This is a genomic window from Streptomyces sp. NBC_01803 (assembly GCF_035917415.1).
Taxonomy (GTDB): Bacteria; Actinomycetota; Actinomycetes; order Streptomycetales; family Streptomycetaceae; genus Streptomyces.
This window is the reverse complement of the sequence record NZ_CP109073.1, coordinates 3894947-3911960: the sequence shown is the minus strand read 5'-3', so window position 1 is coordinate 3911960 and position 17014 is coordinate 3894947. Positions and strand designations below refer to the sequence as shown.

Genomic DNA, 17014 nt, shown 5'->3' with positions numbered 1-17014 from the left:
AGCCACTTCCCGCCTCGGACGTGACAGGCCACTACGCGCGTAGATATGCTGATCTGGTGACCATGCCATCCACAGCACCGGCACTGCCCCTGGCCGACGTGACCGCGACCGACGCGGCCTTGCGCCGCTTCCTGCACGGTCTGCCCGGAGTCGACGCGGTCGGGCTCGAAGCCCGCGCCGCGGCTCTGGGGACTCGTTCGATCAAGACGACATCGAAGGCGTTCGCCATCGATCTGGCGATCTCGATGATCGACCTCACCACCCTGGAGGGCGCGGACACCCCGGGCAAGGTGCGGGCGCTGTGCGCCAAGGGCATCCGGCCCGATCCGGGGGACCGGTCCGTGCCGTCCGTGGCGGCGATCTGCGTCTACCCGGACATGGCCGCCGTCGCCGTGGAGGCGCTGCGCGGCACCGGGGTGTCGGTCGCCTCGGTCGCCACCGCCTTCCCGGCCGGCCGTGCGGCCCGTTCGGTGAAGCTGGCGGACGTCGCCGAGGCCGTCGCGGCGGGCGCGGGCGAGATCGACATGGTGATCGACCGGGGCGCGTTCCTCGCGGGCCACTACCTGGAGGTCTTCGAGGAGATCACCGCCGTGAAGGAAGCCTGCGGGCAGGCCCATCTCAAGGTCATCCTGGAGAACGGCGAGCTGGCCACCTACGACGCCATCCGCCGCGCGTCCTGGCTGGCGATGCTGGCGGGCGCGGACTTCATCAAGACCTCGACGGGCAAGGTCGCGGTCAACGCCACCCCGGCCAACACCCTGCTGATGCTGGAGGCCGTGCGCGATTTCCGCGCCGCCACCGGCGTCCAAGTGGGGGTCAAGCCCGCAGGCGGTATCCGCACCAGCAAGGACGCGATCACGTACCTGGTGCTGGTGAACGAGACGGCGGGCGAGGACTGGCTGAGCCCGCGCTGGTTCCGCTTCGGCGCCTCCAGCCTGCTCAACGACCTGCTCATGCAACGCCAGAAGCTGAGCTCCGGCCGGTATTCCGGTCCCGATTACGTGACGGTGGACTGAGGCTGCCATGAAGTTCGAGTACGCACCCGCGCCCGAGTCCCGGGCGACCGCCGACATCGCGCCGTCCTATGGGCTGTTCATCGACGGCGCGTTCCGCGAGGCGGCCGACGGCACGGTCTTCAAGACGATCTCGCCCGCCTCCGAGGAAGTCCTCTCCGAGGTCGCCCAGGGCGGCGCCGAGGACGTGGACGCCGCCGTGGCCGCCGCCCGCGCCGCGTTCCCCGGCTGGTCCGCGCTGCCGGGCGCGGAGCGCGCCAAGTACCTGTTCCGGATCGCCCGGATCGTCCAGGAGCGCTCCCGCGAGCTGGCCGTGCTGGAGTCCCTGGACAACGGCAAGCCGATCCGCGAGTCCCGCGACGTCGACCTCCCGCTGGTCGCCGCGCACTTCTTCTACTACGCGGGCTGGGCCGACAAGCTCAGCCACGCGGGCTACGGCCCCGACCCGAAGCCGCTGGGGGTCGCCGGCCAGGTCATCCCGTGGAACTTCCCGCTACTGATGCTCGCCTGGAAGATCGCCCCCGCCCTGGCCTGCGGCAACACGGTGGTCCTCAAGCCGGCCGAGACCACCCCGCTCACCGCCCTGCGCTTCGCCGACATCTGCCGCCAGGCGGGCCTGCCGTCCGGCGTGGTCAACATCGTCACCGGCGACGGCACCGCGGGAGCCGCCCTCGTCGGGCACCCGGACGTGGACAAGGTCGCCTTCACCGGCTCGACGGAGGTCGGCCGCGCGATCGCGCGCACCCTGGCCGGTACGGACAGGAAGCTCACGCTCGAACTCGGCGGGAAGGCGGCCAACATCGTCTTCGACGACGCCCCGCTCGACCAGGCCGTCGAGGGCATCGTCAGCGGCATCTTCTTCAACCAGGGCCACGTCTGCTGCGCCGGCTCCCGCCTCCTGGTCCAGGAGTCCGTCGCGGACGAGGTGCTGACCGCCCTCAAGCACCGCATGACCACCCTGCGCGTGGGCGACCCGCTGGACAAGAACACCGACGTCGGCGCGATCAACTCCGCCGCCCAGCTCGCCCGCATCCGCGACCTCGCGCGGGCGGGCGAGGCCGAGGGCGCCGAACGCTGGTCGCCCGCCTGCGACCTGCCCGACACGGGCTTCTGGTTCGCGCCGACCCTCTTCACGGGCGTGAGCCAGGCCCACCGGATCGCCCGCGAGGAGATCTTCGGCCCGGTCCTGTCCGTGCTGACCTTCCGCACCCCCGACGAGGCCGTGGCCAAGGCCAACAACACCCCCTACGGCCTGTCCGCCGGCATCTGGACGGACAAGGGCTCCCGCATCCTGTGGATGGCCGAACGGCTGCGCGCCGGGGTCATCTGGTCCAACACCTTCAACAAGTTCGACCCCACCTCGCCCTTCGGCGGCTACCAGGAGTCGGGCTACGGCCGCGAGGGTGGCCGCCACGGACTGGAGGCTTACCTCGATGTCTGAGTCGTCCGCGCCGGCGATCCCGGTCCTGAAGACCTACAAGCTGTTCATCGGGGGGAAGTTCCCCCGCTCCGAGAGCGGACGGGTGTACGAGGTGACCGACGCCAAGGGCCGCTGGCTGGCCAACGCGCCGCGCGCCTCCCGCAAGGACGCGCGCGACGCCGTCACCGCCGCCCGCAAGGCGTTCCCCGGCTGGTCGGCGGCCACCGCCTACCACCGGGGCCAGATCCTCTACCGCGTCGCCGAGATGCTCCAGGGCCGCGCCGACCAGTTCCGCGCCGAGGTCGCCGCCGCCGAGGGCCTGTCCAGGCCCGCCGCCCGGACGGCGGTCGACGCGGCGATCGACCGCTGGGTCTGGTACGCGGGCTGGACGGACAAGGTCGCCCAGATCGCCGGCGCGGCCAACCCGGTCGCCGGCCCCTACGTCAACCTCTCGACCCCGGAACCGACCGGTGTGGTGGCCGTGGTGGCGCCGCCGGAGTCGTCGTTCCTCGGCCTGGGCTCGGTCATCGCCCCGGTCGTCGCCACCGGCAACACGGCCGTCGTGGTCACCGCGCGGAGCTCCCCGCTGCCCGCCCTCACCCTGGCCGAGGTCCTGGCCACCTCCGATGTCCCCGGCGGCGTGGTCAACATCCTCTCCGGCCACACCGACGAGCTGGCCCCGACCCTCGCCGCCCACCAGGACGTCAACGCCATCGACCTCACGGGCGCGGACCCGGAGCTGGCGAGGGAGTTGGAGATCAGCGCGGCCGACAACCTGAAACGGGTCCGCCGCCCGCGCCGCTCCGCCGAGAACTGGACGGCCGACCCCGGCACCGGCCGCCTGCTCGCGTTCCTGGAGACGAAAACCGTCTGGCACCCCATGGGCGTCTGAGCGCGCGAGCGGGAGACGACGCGAAGGCGTGCGGGTCCGGCCGAACCCCCCGGCCGGCCGGACCCGCACTCCCCCACTCCCCCCACTCCCCCCGTTCCCCCTGGTCCCCCCGTCTTTCCCCCGGTCCCCCGCTCCCCTTCCCCTCGGGCTCCCCGTCGGTCAGGCGACCAGCTCGCCGAAGGACTCCTCCACGTCCTCGCCGAAGCTGAGCGTCCGGTCCTCGCGCAGCCGGCGCAGCGTGCGCCAAATGCTGCTCTTCACCGTGCCGACGCTGATGTTGAGCGTGTCGGCGATCTCCGGGTCGGTGCGCCCCTCGTAGTAGCGGAGCACCAGCATCGTGCGCTGCTGCTCCGGCAGCCGCGCCAGCGCCTGCCAGAGCACGGTCCGCAGCTCGGTGCCGCGCATCGTGTCCTGCTCACCGGGCGCCTCGGGCAGTTCCTCGGTCGGGTACTCGTTGAGCTTCCGCCGCCGCCAGGCGCTGATGTGCAGGTTGGTCATCGTCCGCCGCAGGTATCCGCCGACGGCCGCCTTGTCGGTGATCCGGTCCCAGGCGCGGTAGGTGGAGAGCAGCGCGCTCTGGAGCAGGTCCTCCGCCTCGTGCCGGTCACCGGTCAGGTGGTACGCCGTGGCGTACAGGGAGGCGCGGCGCTCGCGCACGTAGGCGGTGAACTCCGCCTCCGTGCCCCCCTGGCGCCGCACGCTCCCGGTACGTCCCCCCTTCACGTCCACCGCGGTCAGGTGCGGTGAACGCTGATGCCCGATGCCCCGCCGGCCCCCCAGCCGGTGCGCGGCCCCGGACTTCTCCCCGTACCGGACGGGAACCATCCCGGCGGTCTGGCGCGTCTCACTCGCCGCCGTACCGGTGACGCTGTGCACTGCGCTCATCCCGCTCCCCCTCGTGAAGGCCGTCCGTGTCGTGCGCTGGGCAATACACTGCCGGGCCAGTTTCATGACGGAGTCCCCCGTCTGTCACAGCGGTGTCACAGCGACCGCCGCACCCGGGCGGGAAGGGGCCAGGCTGACGGGGACGCTTCAATCAACAGAGAGTCGAACTCCGCCCGATCCATAGGACACAATGACCAGCGTGGCTTTCCTGTTGCTGATCGAGGACGATGAGGCGGTGCGGACTGCCCTGGAGCTGAGCCTGACGCGCCAAGGGCACCGTGTCGTGACCGCCGCGACGGGTGAGGACGGCCTGAAGCACCTGCGAGAACAGCGGCCCGACTTGATCGTGCTGGACGTCAACCTGCCCGGTATCGACGGCTTCGAGGTGTGCCGGCGCATCCGCCGCACCGACCAGCTCCCCATCATCCTGCTCACGGCGCGCAGCGACGACATCGACGTCGTCGTCGGCCTGGAGTCCGGCGCCGACGACTATGTGGTGAAGCCGGTCCAGGGCCGGGTCCTCGACGCCCGTATCCGCGCGGTGATGCGGCGCGGCGAGCGGGAGTCCAACGACGCGGCGACGTTCGGCGCGATCATCATCGACCGGGCCGCCATGACCGTGACGAAGAACGGCGAGGACCTCCAACTGACCCCCACCGAGCTGCGCCTGCTGCTGGAGCTGAGCCGCCGTCCCGGCCAGGCCCTGTCCCGCCAGCAGTTGCTGCGCCTGGTGTGGGAGCACGACTATCTGGGCGACTCCCGCCTGGTCGACGCCTGTGTCCAGCGGCTGCGCGCGAAGGTCGAGGACGTGCCCTCGTCGCCCAAGCTCATCCGCACCGTGCGTGGTGTGGGGTACCGGCTGGACGCCCCTTCGTGAGCGATGCCGCGGAGGCCCGGGTGCGCGGCTGGCTGCGTCGCCTGCTGCGGCTGACCAGTCTGCGACTGCGGCTGGTGACGGTCTTCGCCGTGGTGGCGCTGGTCGCCGCCGTCTCGGTGTCCGGCATCGCGTACTGGCTGAACCGGGACGCCGTGCTGACCCGGGCCCAGAACGCGGCCCTCCGCGACTTCCGCGACTCCCTCGGCGACCAGGCGAGCGCGCTGCCCGAGGCGCCGAGTTGCGACGATCTGCGCGGCATGGCCCACGACGTGGCGAACAACACGCTCAACTACCTCGTGGTGCTCGTCTCCGACGGGGACGACGGGCTGATATGCACCGCCGAGTCCAATCCGTCCGCGTTCAGGCTGGAGACCATCCCCGACTCGCTGATGGACGCCGTGCGCGAGCCGCGCGAGGGCGACGGCTCCACGACCTACCACATGTACTGGCAGCGGATCACGCTGAACGGCGATCCGTATCTCATCGGCGGCGGGCAGGTGATGGACGGCGGCCCGACCGGGTACATGCTCGCCTCCCTGGCCCCGGAGCGCGACGACCTCAACTCGCTGGCCTGGTCGCTCGGGATCGCCACCGCGCTGGCCGTGATCGGCTCGGTGCTGCTCGCCCAGGCCGCCGCCACCATGGTGCTGCGGCCGGTGCAGCGCCTGAGCGACGCCGCGCAGCGACTCGGCGACGGCGAGCTCGACACCCGCCTCCAGGTGCGCGGCGCGGACGAACTGGCCGAGCTGACGCGGAGCTTCAACCACGCCGCCGCGTCGCTCGAACGGCGCGTGCAGGACCTCAGCGCGCGCGAGGCGGCCAGCCGCCGGTTCGTCGCCGACATGTCGCACGAGCTGCGCACCCCGATGACGGCGATCACCGCGATGACCGAGGTGCTGGAGGACGAGGTCGACAACCTCGACCCGATGATCGCGCCCGCCGTCCAGCTGGTGGTCAGCGAGACACGGCGGCTGAACGACCTGGTGGAGAACCTGATGGAGGTCACCCGCTTCGACGCGGGGACCGCCCGCATGGTGCTGGACGAGGTGGACATGGCGGACCAGGTGACGGCCTGCATCGACGCCCGCGCCTGGCTCGACGCGGTCCATGTGGACGCGCCGCGCGGCGTCCTGGCGCTGCTGGACCCGCGCCGGCTCGATGTGATCCTGGCCAACCTCATCGGCAACGCCCTCAAGCACGGCGGCAGTCCGGTGCGGGTCACGATCACCGAGGAGGGCTCGGACGTGCTGGTCGAGGTCGCGGACCACGGTCCCGGCATCCCGGAGGAGGTGCTGCCGCACGTCTTCGACCGGTTCTACAAGGCCAGCGCCTCCCGGCCGCGTTCGGACGGCAGCGGTCTGGGCCTGTCGATCGCGCTGGAGAACGCCCACCTGCACGGCGGCGACATCGCGGCCCGCAACGGCCCGGACGGCGGCGCGGTGTTCACCCTCCGGCTGCCGCGCGAGGCGAGCCCGCCGGAGGAGGAGCAGCTGCCGGGAAGCGACAGCGGCCGGCGGGCGGCGGGCACGACCGAGCGAGACGCGCGGTGAGCGCGGGAAACGCGGCACGGCGCGCGTGCGCCGTCCTGCTCGCCGCCACCGCCGCCGCTGCCGCCGCCGGATGCGGGATCAGGGCGACGGATGTCCCCGTGGACGCGGGCCCGGCGCCGACCCGGGCGAGCTGCGACATCCCCACCGAGGACACCGCCGGGGACGGCAGCGAGATCTACCTGGTGTGCGGCTCGCGCGTGCAGGCCGTGAGCCGGACCGTGCCGGCGGACGGGGACGACGGGGACGACGGGGACGACGGGAGGGGACCGGAGAGCGACGGGAACGGGACCGCGGACGACGACCGGGTGGCCGTCGCCGAGGCGTTGCTGGCCGAGCTGCGGGCCGACCCGACGCCGGACGAGCAGGCGGCGGGCCTGAGCAGTGAGGTCCCGGCCGGCCTGGAGGTGTCCGGGCCGGTCGCGGACGACCCGGTGCCGGCGCTGCGGCTCAGCCAGCGGCCGGGCGACCTGTCACGGGTCGGACTCGCCCAGATCGTCTGCACCTTCGCCAACGACGAGGCGCTCGGCAGCTCCGGGGAGACCGTGATGTTGGGCGGTCCCGCCGACTCCTCACTGGGCCAGCCGAGGATGTACTCCTGCGCCACGGCGATGCGCACCATCTCCGAGACCGGGCGCTCACCGCTCAGCCCGCCCTGAGCCACGGCGCCGGCCGACCCCGGCCGTAAGACCCAGGTCACACCGGGACCGGATCACACCAGCGGCGGGAACCGGGCCCGCCGCGCCGGGCGTCCTGATCCCCGTGCGGCATCATCCTGCGGGCTCGCCAGGGCCCGGCGTACACCCGAGACTGCGGGTGACGGCTCTCGTTCTCCTCATCACCTACCTGGTGTGCGTCACCGGGCTGGCGCTCCGTCCGCTGGAAGTGCTGTGGGTCTCCCCGGCGAACCTGGAGCCGTTCGCCACGATCCGCGCCGACATCGCCCGGGGTCCGGCCGAGGCCGGCCGCACCGTCGGCGCCGGGCTGCTGCGCCTGGCCCCGCTCGGGGTGTTGCTGCCGCTGCTGGGCCGGCGGCTGGGCGGGCCGCGGTTCACCTCGTTCCGGCGCACGGTGTTCGTGGGCGGGATGCTCTCGCTGGCCCTGGAGTTCTGGCAGTCGCTGCTGCCGAGCCGGGTCGCGGACGTGGACTCCATCATCCTCAACACCGCCGGCGTCGCCCTGGCGCACCTGCTCTGCTACGGGCCGCTGCGCGCCGCCACCGCGCGCGGACCGCGCGCCAGCTCGTCGCGCGGGACGGCCCGGGTCTGCCCGCACCTGGTCCGGCGGCGTCCCAGGGGCCAGGTCCGCCAGGCCCGCCGGGTCTGGGCGTCGCTGTCGCAGCTCTGACGCCCGACCGCCGGCCGCCGGGCCCCCGGTGGGGGCGACACGCGACGAGGGCCGCGCCCCGCGAGATCGTCGCGGGGAGACGGCCCTCGTGCTGCCTGCCTGTGCGCTGTCCGCTCAGCTACCGAGGTGCAGGCTGCCGAGCAGGTTGTCGGTGGGGATGCCGAGCTCGGAGGTCGGGTCGACCGGCATGCCGCCGAGCAGCTCGGTGGCCGGCTGGATCAGCCCGTCGGAGGTGGTGTGGGACAGCGTCCGGTCGGCGACCGGGAGGGCTTCGGTCTCCCCGGTGAGCACGTCGGTACCGGTCCTGACCACCTCGCCGCTGTCGCCGGGCAGCTTGTCCGCCGTCTCGTGCAGCGGGAGAGTGTTCACCACGTCGCCGGTGGTCTGCCCGACATCGTCGGTGACCGAGGCGGAAGCGGTGCCCGCCGCGGCGGCCACGAGGGCGGCACCGAGGGCGGCGACGCCGAGGGTCTTCTGAGTTGCCTGCTTCATCAGTAACTACGTCCTTTGTGGGTTTCGAGCGGCGAGCCGAAGGTAACCACTGCGAAGCCGAAGCCGCAATGAATCGAAATGCGCGCCGTCGCCCGTAACCCACCCGGCGGGATTCGTCGTACCGGACACGGCGCCCACTCGCCGCGCCCGGCATCCGGCCTGGTCAGAGGGGCGTGGACCGCCCCTGGGGGAACAGCCATTCCGAGCGCAGCGCCGCATATCCGGGCTTGATCACGTCATTGATCATCGCCAGACGTTCATCGAAAGGAATGAACGCGGATTTCATCGCATTGACCGTGAACCACTGAAGGTCGTCCAGCGTGTACTGGAATGTCTCCACCAGATGGGTGAATTCGCGGCTCATGCTCGTGGCGCTCATCAGCCGGTTGTCCGTGTTGACCGTGGCCCGGAAGTGCAGCCGCCGCAGCAGGCCGATGGGGTGCTCGGCGTACGAGGGCGCGGCGCCCGTCTGGAGGTTGGACGTCGGGCACAGCTCGAGCGGGACGCGCTTGTCGCGGACGTACGCCGCCAGCCGCCCGAGCGTGACCGAGCCGTCCTCCGCGACCTTGATGTCGTCGATGATCCGCACCCCGTGCCCGAGCCGGTCGGCGCCGCACCACTGCAACGCCTGCCAGATGGACGGGAGTCCGAACGCCTCACCGGCGTGGATGGTGAAGTGGTTGTTCTCCCGCTTGAGGAACTCGAAGGCGTCCAGATGCCGGGTGGGCGGGAAGCCGGCCTCGGCGCCGGCGATGTCGAAGCCGACCACGCCGAGGTCCCGGTAGCGGTTGGCCAGTTCGGCGATCTCCAGGGCCCGGGCGGCGTGCCGCATCGCGGTCAGCAACGCGCCCACCCGGATGCGCCGGCCCTCGGCGGCGGCCAGCCGTTCCCCTTCGCGGAAGCCGTCGTTGACGGCCTCGACAACCTCCTCCAGCGTCAACCCGCGCTCCAGGTGCTGCTCGGGCGCGTACCTGATCTCGGCGTACACCACGCCGTCCGCGGCCAGGTCGAGCACGCACTCGGCGGCGACCCGGGCCAGCGCCCCGGCGGTCTGCATCACGGCGCAGGTGTGCGTGAACGTCTCCAGGTACCGTACGAGCGAGCCGGAGTCGGCGGCCTCGCGGAACCACGCCCCCAGCCGCTCGGGGTCGGTCTCGGGCAGCCGTTCGTAGCCCTGCTCGCGGGCGAGCCCGACGATGGTGGCGGGCCGCAGCCCGCCGTCGAGGTGGTCGTGCAGCAGCACCTTGGGGGCGCGCCGGATCTGGTCCTCACTGGGCGTAGTCTCACTCGGGGTCACCCCGGCACTCTAACCCCTACGCGCGTAGAGCACCTGGCGTCCGGCGATCGGGCCAGAGCGCCGCCCGGGCGGATGACGGGATGGAGCAACCCCGAAGGCCACCGGGACCGTCCGCTCGACGGATCCCGGCTCGAGGGGGCGGCGGCCCGCGTCGTCACCGGGCGTCGTCCTCGCCCCGCACCGCCGGGAGGCCGGGCTCGCCGACCAGGCGGCCCCTGCGGCTCAGCAGGAACCGCTTGAAGTCCGCGACCGGGCGCGTGTCGGGTCGGCCGGCCATCCACGCGAGGCCGATCTCCCGCACCGCCCGGGGCGCGGTGACGGTCAGGTCGCGGACGCCGGGCCTCGGCATCGTCGGCGGCGGCAGCAGCGCGACGCCGAGCCCGGCGGCCACCAGGCCGCGCAGCGTCTCCGGCTCCTCGCCCTCGAACGCGACGCGCGGCCGGAACCCGGCCCGCTCGCACAGCGCTTCGGTCAGCCGCCGCAACCCGTAGCCGGGTTCGAGGGTGACGAACGGCTCCTCGGCGGCCTCGGCGAGGCGGACCCGGCGGCGGCCGGCGAGCCGGTGGTCGGCCGGAACGACGAGGAAGAGGCGCTGCTCGTCCAGGCGGCGGGTGACCAGGTCCAGAGCCTCGGGGATGGGCGAGGTCAGACACAGGTCCAGCTCGCCGGTCCGCATGCGCTCGATCATGTCCTCGCCGTAGCTCTGCACCAGCGCGAAGCGCACGCGCGGGTGGTCCACGCGGAAGGCGCGCAGCAGCCCGGGAACGGTCTCCGGGCCCATGGTGTGCAGGAAGCCGAACGCGACCTTGCCCGCCGCCGGGTCGGCGTCGGTGCGGACGGCCTCGGCGGCACGTTCCACCTCGCCGAGAGCGCGTTCGACGGACCGGGCGAACGAACGACCCGCCGGGGTCAGGGAGATGGCGCGGCCGTGCCGGGCGAGCAGCGAGACGCCGAGGTCGGCCTCCAGCCGGGCCATGGCGCGGCTCAGGGTGGACTGGGGAACGGCCAGGTCGCGGGCGGCCTGGGTGATGTGCTCGTGCCGGGCGACGCCGGCGAACCAGGCGAGGCGCGGCGTGAGCAGCGCGGCCCACGACGCGGGGGACAGGTCGGCCGTGGCCGCCGCGGCCGGTGTGACGGATGTTACGGAGACGTCTTTTCCGTTGCCCGGAGGTGACACACCCACTCCTCACCTCTATTCATGCGTGAAAGGAACGATTATGCCCTCTTCATGCATTGGACGCATGAAAAGGGGCGACCTACGTTGGACGCATGCCCACAGCAGTTACTGGGGCTCACGCCACAGCGAGGGCCTCCGCCGCGCCGCCGCCGTCCGCACCCCCGACCTCCTCCCCCGGCCACCCCGCCCACCAGCGGATCAACCTCGCGCTCTTCGCCATCGGCATGGCGACGTTCGCGATGCTCTTCTCCACCCAGGCGCTGCTGCCCGACATCGCCACGGCCTACGGCGTCAGCCCGGGCCGGGCGAGCTGGACCGTCTCCGGGACCACCATCGGACTCGCGCTGGCGGTGCTGCCGCTGAGCACGCTCTCCGAGCGGTTCGGTCGCCGGCGGATGATGACGGCGTCGGTCGGCGTGGCCGTCGCGCTGGCGCTGGTGATCCCGTTCGCGCCGGACCTGCGGACGCTGATCGCGCTGCGGGTGCTCCAGGGCGCGGCGATCGCCGGCATCCCCGCCTCGGCGGTGGCGTATCTGGCCGAGGAGCTGCCCGCGCGGGCCACGGTCGGTTCGATCGGCCTGTTCATCGCGGGCAACAGCGTGGGCGGGATGTCCGGCCGGGTGCTGACCGGCTGGGTCGCGGAGGGCGCCGGCTGGCGGGCCGCGCTGGGCGCGGTGGCCGCGCTCGGGCTGCTGTCCGCCGTGGTCTTCCGGAGCCTGCTGCCGCCGGCGCGCCACTTCACGCCGGTCTCCCTCCAGCCGCGCCTGATGCTGCGCACGGTCGCGGGCCACCTCTCCCGGCCGCTGCTGCTGCGGCTGTACGGGATCGGGATGCTGCTGATGGCGGCGTTCAGCGCGACGTACACGGTGATCGGCTTCCGGCTGGTCGAGGAGCCGTTCGGCCTCTCGGCGGGGCTGGCCGGTTCGGTCTTCGTCATCTATCTGGTGGGCACGGTCTCGTCGTCCGCGACCGGGCCGCTGATGGAGCGGCTGGGCCGGCGTGGCGCGCTGTACGCGGCGATCGGCACCGCGGTGGCCGGGCTGCTGCTGACCCTGGTGGACAGCCTGATCGCGGTGCTGGCCGGGCTGGTGCTGATCACCGGTGGGTTCTTCTTCGGCCACGCGGTGGCCTCGGGTTCGGTCAGCCGGAGCGTGACGGACGGGAAGGCTCAGGCGTCGGCGCTGTACCAGGTGACCTACTACCTGGGGGCGAGCCTCGGCAGCACGGCCGGCGCGGTGATCTTCCACCGGGCGGCCTGGGGCGGGCTGGTGGTGTTCGGCCTGACCGCCCTGCTGATGACCGCGGCGATCACGCTGTACGCCACGCGCCAGGCCCGGGTGTCGGAGCGCCGGGGCGCGGCGGCCGTGCCCGCCTGAACGGGCGGGCGGCGGGCGGCGGGCGGCACTGATCACCCGAATCGGCGGGCTCCGGTCTCTTCCCGGGCCCGGCCGGTGGCGGACCTTTCTCCCGTGAGGGTCTTGCGATCCGCCAGCGGGGGTCCTCCGGAGAACTCGCCGCGGTCCACCGCCTTGCGAGATCGAAGGGGTGAGTATTTACTTACCCGAGAGGGGTGAGTGAGTGCTCACCCACCCCTCTCGCTCTTCCCTTGGTCTGGATTCGAGGAGGAACCAGCCGTGACGTCGTCGAACGCACCCCACCAGCCGCACGTCGAGTTCTACACCCGGAACGGCCTGGCCGGACCGGCGGCTTCCGTCCACCGCGACCAGTACACCCCGCCCTACACCCGCGTGCGCGGCTCGTACGCCCCGCACCGGGTCAACCTCAACCACCTCGCCGACGACGTCTGGCACGAGCGGCGCGGGCTGCCCGTGCCGGTGCTCGGCGGCCAGGGCGTCAGCATCGAGAGCAGCTGGCGCATCGAGCCGATGCCGTTCGCCCTGCGCAATGTCACGGCGGACGAGCTGCACTTCGTGCTGCGCGGCAGCGCCCGGCTGGAGACCGACTTCGGCGTCCTGGACCTGCGTGCCGGGGACTTCGTGCTCCTCCCCCGAGCCGTCACCTACCGGCTGACGGCCATCACCCAGGCGCTCCAGGAGATCATCGTCGTCAGCGACGAGGCGCTGGCGTTCCGCACCGACGACCGGCCCCGGGTGCTGGACACCCGCCGCCACGTGGACATCCCGGCCCCGCAGGGCTCGCCGGCCGTCGTGGAGGACGAGTTCGAGCTGGTCATCCGGCACGGCCGCGAGCTGACGTCGTACTTCTACGACTACGACCCGATGGCCTGTCTGAAGACGGACGGCGAGCCGGTCGTGCGGCGGTTCAACCTCCGGGACGTCCACCAGTCCGCCGTGGGGACCGGCGGGGCGGCCCTGCCGGTGTGCCTGCTGGCGGACGACGGGGAGCTGGCCCGCCTCTACTCGGTGGGTGGCCGTGGCCTGGAGCGCCCGCAGATCCACCGCAACGCCGACTACGACGAGGTGATCCTCTACACCGCCGGCCCCGGCGCCTTCGGCGCGGTGAACCAGGCCGGGACGATGCTGTGGACGCCCAAGGGCATCACCCAGCAGGGCCCGGAGAGCGAGCCGGGCAAGAGCTTCCAGGCGTGGATGCTGGAGACCCGCTCCCCGCTGACCCTCACCCCGGCCGGGCGCGAGGTGGCGCGGCTGATGGAGACGGGCCATTTCAGCCTGCACAAGCAGCCCAAGCGGAACCCGCTCCTCTAGCCCCTCCCGGACGCGTTCCCCGCGCTCCGGGGACCCTCCTCACCCCGCCGAGGAGAGGGAGCGCGGGGAACGCCACACCCGTCACGTGCCCTCGGGGGATCGAGCCCCATGGACTCCGGTGCCCCTCCGATCTCCGGTTCCCCTCTGGACCCCGTTGATGTGGGTAAGTAATCACTCACACCCGCTCCGCCCGGAAGGAACTCCGCCGCGTGTCACTCCAGTCTTCGGCTCCCGTCGCCACCCGGGTCCGCATCCTCGACGCCGCCGAGCAGCTCATGCGCACCACCGGCCTGGCGCACACGACCACCAAGGCGATCGCGCAGGCGGCGGGCTGCTCCGAGGCCGCGCTCTACAAGCACTACGGGAGCAAGGAGGAGATCTTCGTCCGGGTCCTCCAGGAGCGGCTGCCGCACATCGGCCCGCTGCTGGCGCGGCTGGCCGACGATCCGGGCGACCGTTCCCTGGCCGAGTGCCTGGCCGAGATCGCCGAGCACGCCGTCGAGTTCTACCTGTCGGTCGGCTCCATCTCCTTCTCCCTCTTCGCCGAGCCCGCCTTGCTGCGCCGGCACCGCGCGGCGCTGCGCGAGATGGACACCGGTCCGGAGGAGCTGCTACGCGCGCTGACCGCCTATCTGCGCGGCGAACGGCGAAGAGGCCGCGTCAGCCGGGGCGCCGACCCCGCCGCCACCGCGTCGCTGCTGCTCGGGGCCTGCTTCCAGCGCGCGTTCCTGCACTGCTTCTGGGAGGAGGAGCCGCCGACGCCGCTGCGTGAGTTCTCCACGACGCTGGCGGACACGCTGCTCACCGGAATCAGCGCCTGAGGGGGCGTCAGGCATCGGCCTCGGGTGTGATGCCGGGGTACGCCGAAGTGTTGATCAAGACGCGACCTGAGTCTGACGCGAGCCGGCCGGGTCCCGGCCGATCCTGGGAGGGCACCACACGCCCGCACCGGGAGAGTCCGCATGGCACCGTCACCCGTTCCCGCTCCGCCCCCTCCCGTCTCCCCCGCCGCACCGCGCCGCCGGGTCCGCCGGCCGGCGCGCGTCACCGGCCTGCCTCCGCCGCCCGCCGGGCTCCGGCGGATCGCCGGAGCGCCCGGTGTGCCGCCCGGCTCCGCCGTCGGCTCGGGGCCGCGCCCCGGTGGGACAAGGCTCCCGGAGCCGGCGCACATGATCGGGCTCTCCCTTTCGCCGAGTGTCTCGCCCTCCTCGCCCTCGATCTCGTCCGGCGCCGGAGCGAGGTCGTGCCTCGCCGCATTCCCTGGGCCGGACGGGCGGACGGTTCCGGGGCCCGTCGCCTTCCGCCCGGCGACGGCCGGCGCCACGGCGCTCATGCCGTCGGCCGTCGTCGCCGTGGCGTTCTTCCTACGCCGCGGGCGCGCGGCCGAAGGCGGCGCGATAGGCGCGCGGCGTGAGACCGGTGCGGCGGGCGAGGTGGCGGCGCAGCGAGTCGGCGGTGCCGATGCCGCTGCGGTGGGCGATGTGATCCATCGGCAGATCCGTCGTCTCCAGCAGCTCAAGGGCCCGGTCCAAGCGCCGGTGCAGCAGCCACTGGAGCGGGCTGAGCCCGGTCTCCGCCCGGAAGCGGCGGGTCAGCGTGCGGACGCTCGTGCTCGCGTGGGCGGCGAGATCGGTCAGCGACAGCGGCTCCGCCAGCCGGCACAGCGCCCACTCCCGGGTGGCCGCCAGCGACAGCCCACTCTCCGGCGGCACGGGGTCCCGGACGAGCTGGGCCTGTCCGCCCGGCCGGGCGGGGGCGGCCACCAGCTGGCGGGCGGCCTCACCGGCCACGGCGGCGCCGAGATCGGCGCGGATCAGATGCAGACAGAGATCGACCCCGGCCGAGCCGCCGGCCGAGGTCAGTACCTGCCCATCGTCCACGAAGAGCACGTCGCCCACCAGGTCCACATCAGGGAACCTCCGGCGGAACTCGTCGCTGACCGCCCAGTAGGTCGTCGCGCTGCGCCCGTCCAGCAGCCCGGCCTGGGCCAGCACGAACGAGCCGGAGCAGATCGACGCGATCCGCTTGCCCGCCGCCGCGGCCTCGCGCAGCGCGTCGAGCACCCGGGTGTCGGTCTCCTCCCGTTCGCCGATGCCCGTGACGACGACCGTGTCCGCCTCCGCGATCACGCCCAGATCGTGCGGGACGACGACGTCCAGGCCGCCGAGCCCCTGGATGATGCCGGGCCGCACGGCGCAGACCCGCACCTCGTAGGCGGGCCGGCCCGCCGGGCCCAGCTCCCCGAACACGAATCCCGGAATGGCGAGATCGAATGTCGTGACGGGCGGCACGGCGACGACGGCGACGCGGTGCGGGGTCTCGGCCATGGCCCGAACCTCCGGATGATTGGCACGCGGGCCCCTACCGTGAGCCCGCCGGGCGAACGGAGAGTGGGGCACCGGATATTCCCGTCCGGGTCAGCCTCCCTGTCGTCCCCAGGAGTACACCCATGCCCACGCATGTCGTCATCGGCGCCGGCCCCATCGGCTCGGGCGTCGCCCGCCTGCTCGCGGACTCCGGCGACCGGGTCCGCGTCGTCACCCGCGGCGGCGGCGGCCCCGACCATCCGTCGGTCGAGCGGGTGGCGGCCGACGCGACCGACGCCGCCCGGCTGACGGAGCTGACCACCGACGCCACCACCCTGTTCAACTGCGCGGCGCCGCCCTACAACCGCTGGCCCGAGGAGTTCCCGCCGCTGTCCGACGCGGCGATCTCGGCCGCCGAGCGCACCGGGGCGCGCTATGTCCTGATGGGCAACCTGTATGGGTACGGCCCGGTGGACGGGCCGCTCACCGAGGACCTGCCGCTGGCGCCGACCTCGCGCAAGGGCCAGGTGCGGGTGCGGATGTGGGAGGACGCGCTGGCCGCGCACGAGGCCGGCTGGCTGCGCGCCACCGAGGTGCGGGCCAGCGACTTCCTCGGCCGGGGCGCGGGCTCGCTCTACAACCTGATGATCACCGCGAACATCCTGGCCGGCGAGCCCGCCGCCTACCCGGCGGACCTCGACGCGCCGCACGCCTGGACCCACGTCGGCGACGCCGCCGCCACGCTGGTGGCGGCGGCCAGGACGGACGAGGCCTTCGGCCGTGCCTGGCACGCCCCGTCCACCTCCCATGCCTCGGCCCGGGAGCTGACCGCCCGCCTGGCCGGGCTGACCGGCTCTCCCGCGCCCCGGCTGCGCGAGATGACGGACGAGGAGGTCGCCCAGGCGGGGCTGGCCGACCCGATCGTGGCCGAGCTGCCCGAGATCCTCTACCTCGACCGGCGCCCGCTGGTGGTGAATGCGGAGGCGGCCGAGCGGGTGCTCGGGGTCAAGCCGACGCCGTTCGACCAGGCGCTGCTGGAGATGGCCGAAGGCCACCGGGCGTCCGCCTGACCGA

16 protein-coding genes are annotated in these 17014 nt (G+C 73.0%); 11 read left to right on the top strand and 5 right to left on the bottom strand.

The window, feature by feature from the left end:
• The first annotated feature begins 62 nt into the window (after positions 1 to 62).
• Genes deoC through OIE51_RS17835 form a run of 3 tightly spaced genes read left to right on the top strand, consistent with a single transcriptional unit; the run spans position 63 to position 3325 of the window.
• On the top strand, positions 63 to 1016 hold the full coding sequence (deoC, locus tag OIE51_RS17845; protein ID WP_326600672.1) for a deoxyribose-phosphate aldolase: 954 nt from the start codon (positions 63 to 65) through the stop codon (positions 1014 to 1016).
• Between the two features lie 7 nt (positions 1017 to 1023).
• Positions 1024 to 2454, top strand: coding sequence for an aldehyde dehydrogenase family protein (locus OIE51_RS17840; protein WP_326598712.1), 1431 nt, complete (start codon positions 1024 to 1026; stop codon positions 2452 to 2454).
• The gene (locus OIE51_RS17835; RefSeq protein WP_326598711.1) at positions 2447 to 3325 is read left to right on the top strand and encodes an aldehyde dehydrogenase family protein; all 879 of its coding nucleotides are present in this window, start codon (positions 2447 to 2449) and stop codon (positions 3323 to 3325) included. The genes OIE51_RS17840 and OIE51_RS17835 overlap by 8 nt, the downstream gene beginning before the upstream one ends.
• 159 nt (positions 3326 to 3484) lie before the next feature.
• Here OIE51_RS17835 and OIE51_RS17830 read toward each other — a convergent pair whose 3' ends face one another.
• The gene (locus tag OIE51_RS17830; RefSeq protein WP_326598710.1) at positions 3485 to 4210 is read right to left on the bottom strand and encodes a SigE family RNA polymerase sigma factor; all 726 of its coding nucleotides are present in this window, start codon (positions 4208 to 4210) and stop codon (positions 3485 to 3487) included.
• A 199-nt stretch (positions 4211 to 4409) separates the two neighbouring features.
• Between OIE51_RS17830 and OIE51_RS17825 the strand changes: the two genes are divergently transcribed.
• The 4 genes from OIE51_RS17825 (at position 4410) to OIE51_RS17810 (ending at position 7981) form a co-directional block, all read left to right on the top strand.
• Positions 4410 to 5087, top strand: coding sequence for a response regulator transcription factor (locus OIE51_RS17825; protein WP_326598709.1), 678 nt, complete (start codon positions 4410 to 4412; stop codon positions 5085 to 5087).
• The gene (locus OIE51_RS17820; protein ID WP_326598708.1) at positions 5084 to 6637 is read left to right on the top strand and encodes a HAMP domain-containing sensor histidine kinase; all 1554 of its coding nucleotides are present in this window, start codon (positions 5084 to 5086) and stop codon (positions 6635 to 6637) included. The genes OIE51_RS17825 and OIE51_RS17820 overlap by 4 nt, the downstream gene beginning before the upstream one ends.
• On the top strand, positions 6634 to 7293 hold the full coding sequence (locus tag OIE51_RS17815; protein WP_326598707.1) for a hypothetical protein: 660 nt from the start codon (positions 6634 to 6636) through the stop codon (positions 7291 to 7293). The genes OIE51_RS17820 and OIE51_RS17815 overlap by 4 nt, the downstream gene beginning before the upstream one ends.
• Before the next feature lie 157 nt (positions 7294 to 7450).
• The gene (locus OIE51_RS17810; RefSeq protein WP_326598706.1) at positions 7451 to 7981 is read left to right on the top strand and encodes a VanZ family protein; all 531 of its coding nucleotides are present in this window, start codon (positions 7451 to 7453) and stop codon (positions 7979 to 7981) included.
• 114 nt (positions 7982 to 8095) lie between these two features.
• Here OIE51_RS17810 and OIE51_RS17805 read toward each other — a convergent pair whose 3' ends face one another.
• The 3 genes from OIE51_RS17805 to OIE51_RS17795 form a co-directional block, all read right to left on the bottom strand.
• Positions 8096 to 8473: an ATP-binding protein gene (locus tag OIE51_RS17805; RefSeq protein ID WP_326598705.1), complete on the bottom strand. Its 378-nt coding sequence runs from the start codon at positions 8471 to 8473 to the stop codon at positions 8096 to 8098.
• Between the two features lie 163 nt (positions 8474 to 8636).
• On the bottom strand, positions 8637 to 9770 hold the full coding sequence (locus OIE51_RS17800; RefSeq protein ID WP_326598704.1) for an adenosine deaminase: 1134 nt from the start codon (positions 9768 to 9770) through the stop codon (positions 8637 to 8639).
• A 154-nt stretch (positions 9771 to 9924) separates the two neighbouring features.
• A complete protein-coding gene (locus OIE51_RS17795; protein WP_442811953.1) occupies positions 9925 to 10947 on the bottom strand; it encodes a LysR family transcriptional regulator in 1023 nt (340 codons plus the stop codon).
• 92 nt (positions 10948 to 11039) lie between these two features.
• Here OIE51_RS17795 and OIE51_RS17790 point away from each other — a divergent pair, with 92 nt between their 5' ends.
• The 3 genes from OIE51_RS17790 (at position 11040) to OIE51_RS17780 (ending at position 14455) form a co-directional block, all read left to right on the top strand.
• Positions 11040 to 12323: an MFS transporter gene (locus OIE51_RS17790; protein WP_326598703.1), complete on the top strand. Its 1284-nt coding sequence runs from the start codon at positions 11040 to 11042 to the stop codon at positions 12321 to 12323.
• Positions 12324 to 12581: 258 nt separating this feature from the next.
• On the top strand, positions 12582 to 13634 hold the full coding sequence (locus OIE51_RS17785; protein ID WP_326598702.1) for a hypothetical protein: 1053 nt from the start codon (positions 12582 to 12584) through the stop codon (positions 13632 to 13634).
• Between the two features lie 209 nt (positions 13635 to 13843).
• Positions 13844 to 14455, top strand: a complete 612-nt coding sequence (locus tag OIE51_RS17780; RefSeq protein WP_326598701.1) for a TetR/AcrR family transcriptional regulator — start codon at positions 13844 to 13846, stop codon at positions 14453 to 14455.
• 543 nt (positions 14456 to 14998) lie between these two features.
• Here the strand turns inward: OIE51_RS17780 and OIE51_RS17775 are convergent.
• On the bottom strand, positions 14999 to 15961 hold the full coding sequence (locus OIE51_RS17775; RefSeq protein ID WP_326598700.1) for a GlxA family transcriptional regulator: 963 nt from the start codon (positions 15959 to 15961) through the stop codon (positions 14999 to 15001).
• A 122-nt stretch (positions 15962 to 16083) separates the two neighbouring features.
• Here OIE51_RS17775 and OIE51_RS17770 point away from each other — a divergent pair, with 122 nt between their 5' ends.
• The gene (locus OIE51_RS17770) at positions 16084 to 17010 is read left to right on the top strand and encodes an NAD-dependent epimerase/dehydratase family protein (RefSeq protein ID WP_326598699.1); all 927 of its coding nucleotides are present in this window, start codon (positions 16084 to 16086) and stop codon (positions 17008 to 17010) included.
• Positions 17011 to 17014: the final 4 nt, after the last annotated feature.

Bases quoted from the DNA above. Each gene is read 5' to 3' on its own strand.
- deoC (WP_326600672.1), top strand. From the start codon at position 63: ATGCCATCCACAGCACCGGCACTGCCCCTGGCCGACGTGACCGCGACC.
- OIE51_RS17840 (WP_326598712.1), top strand. From the start codon at position 1,024: ATGAAGTTCGAGTACGCACCCGCGCCCGAGTCCCGGGCGACCGCCGAC.
- OIE51_RS17835 (WP_326598711.1), top strand. From the start codon at position 2,447: ATGTCTGAGTCGTCCGCGCCGGCGATCCCGGTCCTGAAGACCTACAAG.
- OIE51_RS17830 (WP_326598710.1), bottom strand. From the start codon at position 4,210: ATGAGCGCAGTGCACAGCGTCACCGGTACGGCGGCGAGTGAGACGCGC.
- OIE51_RS17805 (WP_326598705.1), bottom strand. From the start codon at position 8,473: ATGAAGCAGGCAACTCAGAAGACCCTCGGCGTCGCCGCCCTCGGTGCC.
- OIE51_RS17790 (WP_326598703.1), top strand. From the start codon at position 11,040: ATGCCCACAGCAGTTACTGGGGCTCACGCCACAGCGAGGGCCTCCGCC.
- OIE51_RS17775 (WP_326598700.1), bottom strand. From the start codon at position 15,961: ATGGCCGAGACCCCGCACCGCGTCGCCGTCGTCGCCGTGCCGCCCGTC.
- OIE51_RS17770 (WP_326598699.1), top strand. From the start codon at position 16,084: ATGCCCACGCATGTCGTCATCGGCGCCGGCCCCATCGGCTCGGGCGTC.